The 14,756-nt window shown below is 51.6% G+C and carries 11 protein-coding genes and 1 pseudogene; 2 read left to right on the top strand and 10 right to left on the bottom strand.

Annotation, left to right across the window (positions count from 1 at the left end; genetic code table 11):
* Positions 1 to 19: 19 nt before the first annotated feature.
* Positions 20 to 67: pseudogene (locus tag JNE38_RS31150) on the top strand (hypothetical protein); the annotation flags it as partial.
* A 7-nt stretch (positions 68 to 74) separates the two neighbouring features.
* Here the strand turns inward: JNE38_RS31150 and JNE38_RS12290 are convergent.
* From JNE38_RS12290 to JNE38_RS12245, 10 genes are all read right to left on the bottom strand, one after another.
* On the bottom strand, positions 75 to 1,268 hold the full coding sequence (locus JNE38_RS12290) for a DUF3866 family protein (protein ID WP_203356807.1): 1,194 nt from the start codon (positions 1,266 to 1,268) through the stop codon (positions 75 to 77).
* A 166-nt stretch (positions 1,269 to 1,434) separates the two neighbouring features.
* The gene (locus JNE38_RS12285) at positions 1,435 to 2,571 is read right to left on the bottom strand and encodes a M20/M25/M40 family metallo-hydrolase (RefSeq protein ID WP_203357526.1); all 1,137 of its coding nucleotides are present in this window, start codon (positions 2,569 to 2,571) and stop codon (positions 1,435 to 1,437) included.
* A gap of 92 nt (positions 2,572 to 2,663) precedes the next feature.
* Positions 2,664 to 3,092, bottom strand: a complete 429-nt coding sequence (mce, locus tag JNE38_RS12280) for a methylmalonyl-CoA epimerase (protein ID WP_203356806.1) — start codon at positions 3,090 to 3,092, stop codon at positions 2,664 to 2,666.
* Between the two features lie 343 nt (positions 3,093 to 3,435).
* Positions 3,436 to 5,607 (bottom strand): copper amine oxidase N-terminal domain-containing protein, encoded by a 2,172-nt coding sequence (locus JNE38_RS12275; protein ID WP_203356805.1) that lies wholly within the window; start codon positions 5,605 to 5,607, stop codon positions 3,436 to 3,438.
* A 254-nt stretch (positions 5,608 to 5,861) separates the two neighbouring features.
* Complete coding sequence (locus JNE38_RS12270) at positions 5,862 to 7,184, bottom strand: dihydrolipoamide acetyltransferase family protein (protein WP_275296700.1); 1,323 nt, start codon at positions 7,182 to 7,184, stop codon at positions 5,862 to 5,864.
* Between the two features lie 20 nt (positions 7,185 to 7,204).
* Positions 7,205 to 8,188, bottom strand: coding sequence for an alpha-ketoacid dehydrogenase subunit beta (locus JNE38_RS12265; protein ID WP_203356804.1), 984 nt, complete (start codon positions 8,186 to 8,188; stop codon positions 7,205 to 7,207).
* A gap of 13 nt (positions 8,189 to 8,201) precedes the next feature.
* Positions 8,202 to 9,194, bottom strand: coding sequence for a thiamine pyrophosphate-dependent dehydrogenase E1 component subunit alpha (locus JNE38_RS12260; protein ID WP_203356803.1), 993 nt, complete (start codon positions 9,192 to 9,194; stop codon positions 8,202 to 8,204).
* An 18-nt stretch (positions 9,195 to 9,212) separates the two neighbouring features.
* A complete protein-coding gene (gene lpdA, locus JNE38_RS12255; RefSeq protein WP_203356802.1) occupies positions 9,213 to 10,634 on the bottom strand; it encodes a dihydrolipoyl dehydrogenase in 1,422 nt (473 codons plus the stop codon).
* 280 nt (positions 10,635 to 10,914) lie between these two features.
* Positions 10,915 to 12,006: a Glu/Leu/Phe/Val dehydrogenase gene (locus JNE38_RS12250; protein WP_203356801.1), complete on the bottom strand. Its 1,092-nt coding sequence runs from the start codon at positions 12,004 to 12,006 to the stop codon at positions 10,915 to 10,917.
* A 239-nt stretch (positions 12,007 to 12,245) separates the two neighbouring features.
* Positions 12,246 to 14,312, bottom strand: coding sequence for a sigma 54-interacting transcriptional regulator (locus tag JNE38_RS12245; protein WP_203356800.1), 2,067 nt, complete (start codon positions 14,310 to 14,312; stop codon positions 12,246 to 12,248).
* Positions 14,313 to 14,484: 172 nt separating this feature from the next.
* Between JNE38_RS12245 and JNE38_RS12240 the strand changes: the two genes are divergently transcribed.
* A complete protein-coding gene (locus JNE38_RS12240; protein ID WP_203356799.1) occupies positions 14,485 to 14,745 on the top strand; it encodes a DUF2627 domain-containing protein in 261 nt (86 codons plus the stop codon).
* Positions 14,746 to 14,756: the final 11 nt, after the last annotated feature.

Here is a 14,756-nt window from a genome sequence, read left to right as displayed (position 1 = left end):
GTAGCGGAGGAGATCACAGATGAAAACCTATGTGAGTGAAAAGCAATTGCGCATGGTAGGAAAAGCTTGGGAAATCAAGGCTGCTCTTCGTTCCTGGTCCAAAAAAGATCTAACGCTGCAAGCTTATCTCGAGAGGAGAAGCATTGCGGGTCGTCGCTGAAGACCTTCGCCAAATCCGCACGCCAATGGCTGAGCAAATCTGCCGCAATGACAGCAGTTTGAAAGGGTACTGGATCTGCTTGCCAGCTTCTGCCCATGGTCGTAAAGCCAAAGCCATATTCTTTCTCCATACTGGCAATCCTGCTCCTATCCGCTACCATTCCCCTGATAATGATATGCTTATCCAGCTTTTGAAGCTCGACAATTTGCTGGTCCAAAACTGCATCGAAGTCATTACCCATTTGAGGCATCGCAAGGACGACCGGTCGAAGCGCAAACCGCTTCAAAAGGACTGTTGTGTGGTGGCTGATACCAAAATGACGGCGCCTTGCATCTGCAAAGCTGATGCGCGGGATCATCATCGGGAAACCGCCTAATGCAGACACCGCATGAATGACTTCTGCCAGCTGGATGCCGGAAAAGGCATACGGTGTCCCTGTACCCGCCACACCCGGCCCGAGAATGCAAACGATGATATCCGCATGTTCTACATGCCGCGCTGCCAATAACCCGCTGTGAATCGTAACGGCTTCGCGGTCGCCACCCCATGCGTGTCCCGTCGTGATCGTCGCATCCAGGTAACCCAATTGCTGCAGCTGATGGACATGCCCACTCAAGGAGATGGGCAGTGATGCTGCATCTGGCATGACGTACACGATTTTCGCTTGCGGTTCGTTTTGCTTCAAGGCAATGACCGCAGCAGGGAGCAGGCTGTGCAGCTCGCCGATTAGGACAGGCGTACCTTGCAGGGAAAGATCTTGCTGGGCGAACAGCTCGTGAAAAGGGCTATCTTGCTCTTCTACCGTATCGACAGCCAGCTGCCAAGGAGAGTAGCGCATCTTCATCACATGCCCCCACTGGTTCGGGAAAAGGTCAATCTCTGAACCAGCATCCGCCTTGCCTACCACGAGATGATAGCCGCCCGTCCCAAGGTGAAGACGAACGGCCGTTGTGTTCACGATCAAATTCTCTCCGATAGCATGCGGCTCATGGGCAAAGGACACAGCCAATTCTTTCGTATCCGTTACCGCAATCTGAACCTCAAGCAGCTGCATCCCTGATCGTCTTTCCACAACTCTCACTACCGTCCCCACAGTCAGGCAAAGCATAGCTAAATCTACCTCCTTTGCGTCGCGATTGCTCTTTTTAGTGTATGACTGGCATAGCTTGGCTCAATCACGATTCACCGTGTCGGCCAGCTAATCTTTTGCCGAGCCTTCACGAATAAAAGACGGGACTCCCGAGGGAATCCCGCCTGTTACCTGGAAAGGAATCTTATTCTTGTACAGCTTCAATCACTGCGAGAACCAGCTCGGCAGCTTTGTTCAGCTCAGCGATCGGCATGCGCTCGCTCTTGGTATGAATCTCTTCGTAGCCAATCGCAAAGTTAACGCTAGGAATGTTGTACCCATTGAACACGTTTCCGTCGCTTCCTCCACCGCTCGCTACCAGCTCAGGATTGCGATCCACACGCTTCACTGCACTGATCGCTTTTTGTACGACTGGCGTCTCTTCATTGAATTTGTAGCCGTGGTACATGAAGATGACATCGTTTTCTACCGTTGCACCCATTTCAGCCGCAGCCTCTTCGAAAGCAGTCGTCATCTTCTTCACTTGCGCTTCCAGCTTGTCCATCACCAAGCTGCGCGCCTCCGACCATACTTCTACGTAGTCGGTCACAATGTTATACGCCTTACCGCCTTCAAATCGGCCGATGTTTGCTGTCGTGTCTGCATCGATGCGTCCGAGTGGCATGCGGGAGATTGCTTTACTAGCCACGGAGATGGCGCTGATTCCGTCTTCAGGATTGACGCCGGCATGAGCCGCTTTTCCGTGAATTTTGGTGACGATGCGGTATTGACCTGCACCTGCCACAGTGATTTTTCCTACTGGGCCTTCAGAGTCAAGGATGAAGCCCATTTCTGCTTTGAGCAGGCTTGCGTCCATTGCACGGGAGCCGACCAGACCGGATTCTTCTCCGACTGTCAGAACGACCTGAATGGTCGGATGCGGCAGGTTTTGCTCTTTCATCGTGCGAATTCCTTCAAAGATTGCCGCGATGCCCGCTTTGTCATCAGCCCCGAGAATGGTCGTGCCATCGGAATACACATATCCGTCGCGAACTTGCGGCTTGATTCCGTTTCCAGGAACTACCGTATCCATATGGCTGCTGAACAGGATCGCCGGGCCGTTTCCAGTGCCCTCCAGTGTAGCGATGAGGTTATTTCCGCCGTGGCCAGTTTTGGCAGCAGCATCGTCTTCTTGAACCGTGAAGCCCATTTCAACCAGTTTCTCTTTCAACACTTTGTTGATTTGCGCTTCATTTTTGGTTTCACTGTCGATCTGTACGAGCTCCAAAAACTCGTTTAGCAAACGTTCCTGATTAATCACACGCGTAACCTCCCAAATCATAGCCCGATTTTGGTACATATTCACAAGTTCCAGTATACCGCAAAAAAATTTTTTCTACCATGAAAAGGTCATAAACTTCATCGCCCGACAGGTTACTCGTCCTGATCAGGCGACTTTGGATATTGGCACAGCTCAAATAAGACTCCATTGGCTGCTTTCGGATGTAAGAAACCGATCTGCGCATGGTGTGCCCCATCCTTTGGCTTCTCATGGATCAAAGGTACACCGTTGTCTTTGAGGGCGGTGAGACGTGCCGCGACGTCATCGACATCCAGCGCAATATGGTGAATGCCTTCTCCCCTTTTTTCGATGTACTTCGCGATTGGACTGCTTTCCGAAAGCGGTTCCAAAAGTTCAATACGACTTTCTCCGATCTCCAGGAACGCTACTTTTACCTGTTCGCTCTCTACTTCTTCCGTGCCTAGAAGCGTCAGACCCAACTGCTCGGTGTAAAAGGGCAACACCTGCTCCAAGCTTTTGACGGCAATCCCGATATGCGCGATCTTATTCGGTGCTTTCACTCTATTCACCCTTTGCGATGTAATCGGATTTAGTGGACAACCCTGTTGCTACACCTTGTACGATTCGGTAAAATTGAAATGATGAAGATTGGCTGAGAGACTGCTCGCGAGCTTGCTTCTTCCCAATTTTAGCATACCCCGCACCTTCCCATACCGCCATTTTCCTCAGATCTGCCATTTTTCACTTACAGAAAGGAGGATCATCGAGATGAAGCAATCCTTAGTGGCCAAAATCCTCATTGGCATTATCGTTCTCTCCCTGGTTGTCCCGACGTTTTTCTATTTTCAATAAGGACGGTCATGATGAAACCCCCTTGCAATCCTCGCAAGGGGGTTTTGATTTTTAACGATAGACGTATACGCTGGACGTTTTGGCATCCCAACCGACTTTGTAGCCGAGGTTATCGGTAACGAAGCGGACTGGAATCATAGGCATGCCTTCCTTCAGTACCACTGGAGATGGCAGCGTTACTTCCTGGTTGCCAATACGTGCTTTTGTCGATCCGACGGTGAACTTCAGCACTTTGGTACCACTGATAATGGCAACCGATTGATTGTTCCATTGAGTGGTCAGAGCCAACGCTTCCTTGAAGAATTGAGCAGGTACCATCGTCGTGTTGCCACCAGCCAGGTAAGGGGCTACTTGCAATGGGTAGTTTTTCCCGTGCAAGGTGAACGTTTTCGCATTCACTTTGAACAGTGCCGCATTGGTTGGGACATTCACAGCAGGCTGCGTGGTTGGCGGAGTCGGCGTTGTTGGCTTCGGAGGCGTTACGACTGGCTGAGCCGGAGCTGGCATCCCTACTCCTACCGCACGAGCAAATTGCAGACCTTTTTCCTCGGAAGTAAACACGCTGATGCTATACGCATTTTTGACTGCTGGATTCACGATGTTTGCAGCTGCTGTGATCGATACATTCGCTGCCGTAGCTGCTGGGATATCCTGCGCTGGATACACCAACACGTTTTGGCCGCGAACGGCTACATAGTTCGCCGCAACGCCATTCACACTGATGTTGGCAGGCGCAATATAAGCTGGCACGCGATAGCCTGCCGGGAACACCAATTCGATAAAGTCACGTTGCTTAGCGAGTCCTACTCCCAGACCTTTGATCGCCACATTGACGCCAGTCGCTTGATTCATAGCTGTGTTGGTCAGCGTGATGGTTGCGGTGCTGTTGTTTACACCGGTTGGATTTGGTGTAGGAGTCGTCGGATTGGTCGGAGTTGTTGGAGTTGTCGGATTAACCGAAGATCCACCAATTGTGAACGCTTTGGACGTAATCGTCTTGTTTGCTACAGTCGCTTTCAGATTGTAGGAGCCAGCTGTTTTCGGGTTGGTAATCCAAGCTGTGTAGGCTACTACCACCTTTACCGTGCTGTCCGCAGTGAAATTGCTTGGAGTCGTAATGTATACTTTGTTGCCCAATGCTCCCACTTTTTTCGGGGTTTTGCCGTTCACGGTGAAATCATTTGGACTCAAGATCATGGGCACCATGTCCGCGGATGGGAACTCGATGACCAGATCGGAATCAGCCTTCAGGTCTTTTCCAAAATCGGTTTCAAATGTATAGCTGGAGCGCGCGCCTGCTGCTGGATCCGAAAGGTTTATCGTGTAATCACCAGAGACGGTGCTGGAGCTGGAACCAGATTTGGCGATTTCAAACGATTCCGACTCGTATGTAGTTCCGTCATATTTCACTTTGAAGGTGTAATCGTCAGCTGTATCCGGGTTGCTGATGCCAGCAGTTTTCAGGAACTCGATGTTAATGTAGTCATCACCGTCTGCTCCGCTTGGAACATCAATCGTGACTTCGTCTCCATCTACGTCCACGGATTTTGCGGTACTGCCGTTTACTTTTACATCGGCTTTGTTGATGCTGCTAGGAAGCATGTCTTCATCCGGGAAAATAACGGTGATGGTCTCCCCTGTTTCCAGCTCATCTTTGCCGTCAAGATCGAAGTCGCCCAATTCAATGGAAACCTTTTCGCCCGCTTTATTGCTGCTCAGATCGACATTGAACTCATCATCGGAGCTGCTGCTGCTTTTTTTGCCGTCTTCCTTGATTTTGACGTCGTCAGACTCATATCCTTTTTCACTCGTAGTTTGAACGGCTACCTCGTACGTATCTTCATCATCTGGATTCGTGATACCATCCGTGATAGTAAAAGACACATCCTCTTCTTCATCAATTTCTTCATCCACTTTGATTTCAATCACATTGCCGTTGACTTTTACGCTCTTGATGTCGAAATCAGCATCAATGGAATCTTCGTCAATATTTTTGTCTACGTCAAATTCTTTATCAAATTTGACATAAATGGTATCGCCCTCTTCAATAATTTCCTCAGTGGTAAATTCAATATCATACTCGCTATCTTCACCAGCCGTATTGTCATCAGCCGTTACGGTAACGCCACTCAAAGCATGCGCTTGCTGCGGCACTGCTACCAATGGGGTCGCTGCCAGTGCTGATGCGAGTACGATCGGCAGTGCTTTTTTACTCTTCTCCATGTTTTTCCTCCCATATTTACCTAAAATCAGGAAATGTTTCTCTAGCAGATCGCTATCAGTTTACCATAAATGCTTAACGTAGGAAATCAATTCTACGGAAAATGATAGACTCCTTGCATACATTTGCTAAGACGCAACGATTCAGCCAAAAGTTACATCCGTTTCGGGTAGAATAAAAAATATTTTTACCTGTCATATTTTTACAATAACGCGAGTAAAACCAGACCTGTGAAAGCGTCTGGTTTGGCATCGGTTTAATACAGTTTGGTATCCGGTCCGATATTCTCGAGCTTTTGCTTGACGCTCTGCAGGAATCGTCCGCAAATGAGTCCGTCGAGAACTCGGTGGTCCAGGGACATGCACAGATTGACCATGGAGCGAATCGCAATCATGTCATTGATGACGACTGGACGTTTCACGATCGATTCTACACTCATGATGGCAGCCTGTGGTGCGTTGATGATGGGCTGTGACTGAATAGACCCGAAAGAGCCGGTATTGTTGACGGTAAACGTACCGCCTGTCATGTCGTCCATCGTCAGCTTGCCTGCACGCGTGCGGGCTGCCAAATCGTCCACGGACTTCGCGATGCCCAAGATGGATTTTTGATCGGCATTCTTGATCACAGGTACATACAAAGCATCATCCGTCGCTACCGCGATCGAGATGTTGATATCTTTCTTGACGATAATCTTGTCTCCCGCCCACGTCGAATTGATCATCGGATATTCTTTGAGCGATTCGACGACGGCCTTGATGAAGAATGGCAGGAAGGTAAGATTGAGGCCCTCTTTGCGAGCGAAATCCCCTTTCACCTGATTGCGGAAGTTCACCAGATTGGTCACATCCACTTCTACCATCGTCCAAGCATGCGGTGCTTCGTGCTTGCTTTGGACCATCCGGCTGGCGATCGTGCGGCGAATCGGTGTGACCGGAATGATCTGGTCTCCGCTGGCAACGGGAATATCCACGGGAGCTGGAGTCGGTGCCACTGGGGCAGGTGCAATCTTTGCAGGTGCAGCAGTCTCTGCCGGCGCTGCAGTTGGCTCTGCCACTCTCTCTTGCACTGTCTCAGCCGGCTTTTGTCCACCTGCATCAATGATCGCTTGCACATCTTTTCTCGTGACGCGTCCACCTGCACCCGTCCCTACGACGCGAGACAGATCAATACCGTGCTCCTGAGACAATACCACTACTGCCGGGGAGTAACGCTGCTTCGTACCTTCCTGTACCGGCTTCTGTGTGACTTGCGCAGTCTGGGCCGTTTGTACGGCAGGAGCCGCTGGCACTTCTGGGGCCGCTGCTGGGGCGGCAGGTGCCTGAGTCTCCGTGCTTGCCCCGCTTTCTTCTATATACAGAATCAACGTTCCAATCGCGACCGTTTCTCCCTCTGGAACTACAATCTCCGTGACACGACCCGATACCGTAGATGGCACTTCCGCATTGACCTTGTCTGTCGTCACTTCAGCGAGCGAATCGTACTTTTTGACCGTATCTCCCACATTGACGAGCCATTTGCTGATGGTGCCCTCGGTCACGCTCTCTCCGAGCTGGGGCATTACTACTTTCGTTGCCATGATCCTTGGTCCTCCTCGCCTTAAAAGTTGGCCAATTCCCGCATTGCTTCCAATACTTTATCCGGGTTCAGCATAAAGAATTTTTCCATCGGCGGGCTGTACGGCATAGCCGGTACATCAGGACCACACAGACGTTTAATCGGAGCATCGAGATCGAACAGGCACTGCTCAGCGACGATGGCTGCCACTTCTCCGCCGACTCCGCCTTCTTTGTTGTCTTCATGCACGATCAATACTTTCCCTGTCTTGGACGCCGCCTCTACAATCGCCTCTTTATCCAATGGATAGAGGGTGCGCAAATCAAGCACGTGGGCACTGATGCCTTCTTGCGCCAGCTTTTCTGCCGCCTGGAGACAAAAGTGCAGGGCCAATCCGTACGAAATCACAGTGATATCCGTTCCCTCGCGCTTGACATCCGCCTTTCCGATCGGCAGCACGTAGTCATGATCAGGCACTTCCCCTTTGATCAGACGGTAGCAGCGCTTGTGCTCGAAGAACAAGACTGGATCTTCGTCGCGAATGGCAGCCTTGAGCAAGCCTTTCGCATCGTAAGGAGTGGAAGGTGCCACGACCTTGAGGCCAGGAATGTTGGTAAACATCGCTTCCACGGACTGCGAGTGATAGAGCGCTCCGTGGACGCCTCCTCCGAATGGTGCGCGAATCGTGATCGGGCAATTCCAGTCGTTGTTGGAGCGGTAGCGCATTTTTGCAGCCTCGCTGACGATCTGGTTGACAGCAGGCATGATAAAATCGGCAAACTGAATTTCCGCAATGGGGCGCATGCCGTACGCCGCTGCCCCAATCCCGACACCGACGATCGCGGATTCAGCCAGTGGTGTATCAATCACGCGTTCTTCGCCAAACTCTTCAATCAAACCCACGGTGGCACGGAAAACCCCACCGCGCACTCCGACGTCTTCCCCGAGGACAAATACACTCCGATCGCGACGCATCTCTTCACGCATCGCCATCGTAATCGCATCAATAAACGAAATGACCGCCATCTGGATTCCCCCCTTATTCCCCGTATACGTGTGTCATTGTGGATTCTGGCGTCGGATACGGCGCGTTTTCCGCATATTCGGTCGCCTCATCCACTTCCAACTGCACGCGAGCCAGCATGTCTTGTTCCGTATTTTCATCCAGCAAACCGATTTCGCGCAGGTATGCTGCGAAAACGATCAGCGGATCCTTCTTTTTCGCCTCTTCCACTTCCTCGCGTGTACGGTATACACGGTCGTCATCGTCACTGGAGTGTGGAACCAATCGGTACATGACCGCCTCGATCAAGGTAGGGCCGTCGCCTCTGCGCGCGCGCTCCACCGCTTCCTTCATCACGCGGTAGACCTCAATCGGGTCATTTCCATCCACGCTGAAACCCGGGAACCCATAGCCGATGGCACGGTCAGCCACGCTCTCGCACGCCAGCTGCTTTTTCAGCGGAACAGAGATCGCATACTTGTTGTTTTCACAGAAGAAGATGACAGGCAGCTTGTGCACACCGGCAAAGTTGGCCCCTTCATGGAAGTCCCCTTGATTGCTGGAGCCTTCTCCGAAAGAAGTGTACACGACGAAATCTTTTTGCTGCATTCTGCCCGCAAGCGCCATCCCTACCGCATGCGGCACTTGTGTCGTCACCGGACTGGAGCCAGTCAAGATGTTGTATTTTTTGCCGCCGAAGTGGCCTGGCATCTGGCGTCCGCCGCTATTCGGGTCCTCTACCTTCGCAAATGCGGACAGCATGCAATCTCTCGCCGTTTGTCCGAATACGAGCACCAATCCGAGGTCACGATAATACGGACACAAGTAATCTTTCCCCGTTTCCAGCGCAAAAGCCGCTCCGACCTGAGCTGCCTCCTGCCCTTGGCAAGAAATGACGAACGGAACCTTGCCCGCCCGATTCAACAGCCATTGGCGCTCGTCAATTTTACGCGCAAGCAGCATGTAATAGTACATGTCAAGTACCTGCGCATCCGTCAAACCTACTTGTTCATGCCGTTTGGTTGTCATCGCCCTATGCCCTCCTCGCTAATTGTGAATGGCTTTGCCGTCAGCCGCCAATGCTGCTTCCATCAACGCTTCTGACAGTGTCGGATGCGGATGGATCGTCGTACCGATCTCCCAAGGAGTAGCATCCAGTACACGAGCGAGACCCGCTTCCGAAATCATGTCCGTCACGTGCGGTCCGATCATGTGGACCCCAAGCAGATCATTCGTTTTGGCATCCACGACCACCTTGACAAATCCATCGTTTTCTCCGTAAATGATCGCTTTCCCCAACGGTTTGAAACTGAATTTGCCTACCTTCACGTCAAAGCCCTGATCCTTCGCTTCTTTTTCTGTCAAGCCGACATTCGCCACTTCCGGACGGCTGTAGGTGCATTTCGGAACTTTCGTGTAGTCCATGGCATGAGGTTGCAGCCCCGCCATGTGCTCCACAGCCAAAATGCCTTCATGGGATGCCACGTGTGCGAGCTGAAGCCCGCCGATGACATCTCCGATGGCGTAGATATGTGATTCAGCGGTTTGAAAGTGCTCGTTGACGACAACTACACCGCGTTCCACCTTGATTTCAGTGGCTTCCAATCCCAGGTTTTCCACATTGGCTTGTCGTCCTACGGAAACCAGAACTTTTTGCGCTTCAAAGGAAAGCACGCCGCCAGCCGTCTCTGCCTGGATCATGACGCGCCCTTCTCCTTTTTCCAGAGATTCAGGCAGCACTTTGGCAGAAGTTACGATGTTGACTTTTCGCTTTTTCAATAGGCGAGCCATCTCTTTGCTCACTTCTTCATCTTCCATCGGCAGGATGCGATCCGCGTACTCAACTACCGTAACGTCTACGCCAAAGTCATTCAGCATAGAGGCCCACTCGATGCCGATCACGCCACCTCCTACGATCACGACTGACTCAGGCAGCTGTTCCCATTGCAGGGCTTCATCGCTGGTCACCACGTAAGAGCCGTCGATTGTGAGCCCCGGCAGCGTGCGCGGGCGGGAACCCGTTGCAAGCAAAAGAAAGCGAGGGACGATCATCTCTTGATCACCGTTTTCCTTTTCAATACGCACTGCGCCAGCTTGCGGTGAAAAGATGGAAGGACCCATGACACGCCCAAAGCCTTCAAACACCGTGATGCTGCCTTTTTTCATCAGGTACTGGATTCCTTTGTGCAGCTGTTCAATGATCCCTTGCTTGCGCTCCTGAATTTTGGCAAAATCGTAGCCGACAACGCCCGCAGACACCCCGTATTTGTCGCTTTCTTTGAGCGTGGCAAAGACCTCTGCACTTCGCAAAAGCGCTTTGGAAGGAATGCAGCCGCGATGCAAGCAGGTTCCGCCGAGCTTTTCCTTTTCGACGATTGCCACTTTCATCCCGAGCTGGGAGGCGCGAATCGCCGCCACGTATCCTCCAGTCCCTCCGCCCAAAACGACCAGATCAAACTCTTGAGACATAACCGATCTCTCCTTTCATAAGAAAACCTCTACCGATGCCTGCTCACGATGAGCGACCGTGTATAAGCGGGTTGTTTTAAAGCGGCAATGCAAGTAGCGGACGCTCACCCTATCTTGCGTTCAGAACATGAAAAAGCCGCTCAAAGTCCCATCAATGTCGTGTGAGCTCACCCACGTTTTGAAGCGAATATGAATATTCAATGAAAAAACCATATGTACCCCCTGGCCATCTGACTACCAGAGTGATGGCCAGGGGAATTGTGCTGTGCTCTCAAGAAAATTAGCGCTGGTAAACAGTCTTGCCGTTTTGCAGGAAAGTATTACGTGATTTCGCAACGCTGGCAATTCTCTCTTCTGCCATGCGGTCAGCAGCCTGATAAGAAGCCATTCCGTCGCGCTCAGCGATTTCAAACACTTTCAGGATATTGTCGTAAATGGTCTCTACTTTTTTCAGGGCGCGTTCGCGATTGTAGCCTTGCAGCTCGTCTGCTACGTTGATCACGCCACCCGCGTTGATGACATAGTCAGGTGCGTAGATGATGCCCATGCCATGAATTTGATCGCCGTGTCTATCTTCTTTCAGCTGATTGTTAGCGGCACCCGCAATGACTTTCGCTTTCAACAGCGGGATCGTGTCATCGTTGATGATCGCTCCCAACGCGCATGGAGAGAAAATGTCGCAATCCACGCCGAAGATTTCATTCACGCCAACTGCTTTCGCGCCAAAATCATTGACTGCGCGGTTGACGTTTTCTTCGTTGATGTCAGTCACAATCAAATGCGCACCTTCTTCATGCAGGTGGCGGCAAAGATTGTATGCCACGTTGCCCACACCCTGTACGGCTACTACGCGGCCGGAAAGGTCATCACTGCCGTAAGCGAGCTTCGCAGCCGCTTTCATTCCGCGGTAGACACCGTAAGCGGTCACCGGCGATGGATTGCCGCTGGAGCCAAATGCAGGGGATACCCCTGTCACATAATCGGTTTCCAAATGGATCATGTCCATATCCGCTACAGTGGTACCTACGTCTTCTGCCGTGATGTAGCGTCCGTTCAAGCCTTGGATGTATCGGCCAAACGCGCGGAACAGCTCTTCGCTTTTATGCTGGCGAGGATCGCCGATGATGACCGCTTTTCCTCCGCCGATGTTCAGACCAGCAGCTGCATTTTTGTATGTCATGCCGCGTCCGAGGCGCAGAACGTCAATGATCGCCTCTTCTTCTGTTTTGTACGGCCACATCCGCGTACCGCCGAGTGCTGGACCCAATGTCGTATCATGAATGCAAATAATGGCTTTCAAACCGGAATTTTCGTCCTGACAAAAAACCAATTGCTCGTAATCGTACTTTTGCATGTAGTCAAAGATGTTCACTGAAGAGACCTCCCTAGTATGAATCGTTGTTCGTCATGGTTGCTCCTAGATGGGATACATAGGTTTCATCTGGATCATTTCCCCGTCATGCTGTTAATGCAAAAGTCGTGCCAATAGTTTAGTTGGTTTGAAAGCGCTTTATTTAGCTGTTTATGGATGCGGGCTCCCTTAATTAAGTGTGCAGTTTTTTGCACAACCTTGCAATAGTATGCATGCAACTTCTTGCATGGTCGTCCGCTTTAACTCTGATCTTCCACAATCCCTAGCTTCTCCAGCTTGTAGTAAAGGCTGCGAATCGAGATATCCAAACGTTTCGCTGCCAACGTGCGATTACCGGAAGCAGCGGCGAGCTCCCGCAAAATATGGTCACGTTCTGCCTCTTCTACGGCTTCTTTCAATGTCTTGCCGGAGGCTCCAGTGCCCTTCCGAGGATCACTGCTTGTAGATGCGAGCCTCCGATCCAGTGGCGGCAAATGCTCAGGCAGGATGGTTCGCTCATAGATCCTCATGTGGATCATCGCTCGTCCCAATACATTTTCCAGTTCACGGACGTTTCCTGGCCAGTGGTAGGAGAGCAGCTGTTGCAGAGCCTGTTCATCGATTTCTTCCACGTTTCGTCCGTACTCCAGATTGTATTTTCGGAGCAAGTGCATGGCCAAGGGCTTGATATCCTCCAACCGCTGCCGCAGGGGAGGGATTTGAATGGGAACGACGTGCAGGCGATAATACAGGTCCTCACGAAACTTCCCCGCGCTAATCGCAGATTCCAAATTCACATGCGTCGCGGTAATGATCCGTACATCAATAGGGATAGGCTTGGTGCCGCCGACACGGACGACTTCCCGCTCTTGCAGGACACGGAGAAGCATGACCTGCATGCTCATCGACAGCTCGCCAATTTCATCGAGAAAGATGGTACCACCGCTCGCTTCTTCAAAAAGCCCGCGCTTGCCGCCCCTGCGTGCACCGGTGAACGCCCCTTCTTCGTAACCGAACAGCTCGCTCTCCAGCAGGCTTTCGGAAATGGCGGCGCAGTTGACGCGGATGAACTGCTTGTACTTGCGCTCACTGGCATTATGAATCGCATGTGCGAACAGTTCCTTACCTGTCCCGGACTCACCGCGAAGCAATACGGTAGCAGGGGTCAACGCTGCCTTCTGTGCTTGATCCATGGCTGCACGCATGGGCTCACTGTACCCAATAATGTCTGCAAAGCTATATTTCGCCTCCAGCGTGCGAATAATGCGGCGTGCTTTTTCCAGTTCTTCGGTCAGCCGCTTGAATTCGGAGACGTCGTGTATGACCCCGACACTGCCTTTCAACTCGCCGTCAACCATGACTGGTGCTACGTTTACGACGACGTCTTTGCGTTTGAGGCCCAGCTTCATCGGCACTCCCCGGACTGGCTTTTTGGTCCGCAGTACCTGCATGTGCATGCTTTCGCCTTCGGAAATATCCACGGTAGCAGGCTTTCCGATAATCTCATCGGGCGTCAAGCCCGTGAGCCTCGTATAGGCGGGATTGATCAACAGGCCGTTCCCGTTCCTGTCCACGACGGAGATCGCTTCATCGGACGAATCGATGATGGCCTGCAGCATGCTCTGCAGTTCTTTTAGGTCTGTCACTTCCTCGGCGAGCGCCATGATCTCCGTGATGTCGCGGAAAATGGCGACAGCGCCCACCACTTCTCCCCGCTCATTTCGAACCGGGACGCGATTGGTAATGATGCGGGTCTGATTGGGCAATATCTGCTCCTGATTCAATTCGGGTGTGCCCGTCTCTAATACGATATGTAACCGAGTGTTAGGTATACGTTCCGTTACTTTCGTATCCAACACTTTGCTGGCATCGATGCCCATCAAACGCTCTGCTGCCTTGTTGAAAAGGGTGATGATGCCCCTCCGATTCACCCCGATGATGGCATCGTGAGTGGAATCCAGCATGGTTTCCCGCTCTCGTTCATTTTGCGTCATGACTGCGATCAGCTTGTCTCTCTCCCGGATCAGCTTCATCACGATGCGGGTAAAAGTCCCTGGGATCAGTACGGTCTTGTCCTGTTTCAAATGGCGCAAGTGCTTATACTCGCCCAAGTCTCCTGTCGCTTCCAGGATGACATCCAGATCGTCATTTAGATAAGGGCGATAATCGGTATCGGTCTTGATGCCGAATGAGCGTGCCAGTTCAAGACCTGGGGCGTCGGTTCGGTGATCTACTACGGCTACGATCTCGATGCGCTCCATTTGGTTCAGCATGCGCAGGAGTGCTGTTCCGCCACGTCCGGCACCAACGATGAGCAGCTTGTGCATGTGTGCCCCCTCACTTTTAACAATCATACTCGTTACCATTGTACTCCAATGGTTCAGGGATGGACAGGCGTAGTTGCCTAGCGTGCGCTCGCTCGTGTGCAGGTCGCTTATGGACAAGCCGGATTGCTTTCGCTATGATGAATGGGATGAGATAGAAAGGTGTGAAACACCCTTGGTTGTACAGAAAGTCATCGCCCTTCTGATCATGGTGATTCCAGCAGCCATCGCCATGTACGGCATTAAATTAATCCGAGATGCCTTCTTCTACTCCATATCCTCGGAGATCGGCTTTTTATGGGGAAAGCTCGTGCTCGGCATCCTCTGCTTTGCCATCCCCGTCCTTTTTATTGCAGGATTCATTTTGCATCATGAACGAAAAAAGAATCGGGTACAACCGCGATTCATGATTCCAGAGACAGACGAAGACGAGTAACCAGGCAGGAT

It is taken from the genome of Brevibacillus choshinensis (genome assembly GCF_016811915.1).
GTDB classification, from domain to species: Bacteria; Bacillota; Bacilli; order Brevibacillales; family Brevibacillaceae; genus Brevibacillus; species Brevibacillus choshinensis_A.
The sequence above is the reverse complement of the archived record's forward strand: the minus strand, read 5'-3'. Positions and strand labels throughout refer to the sequence as shown.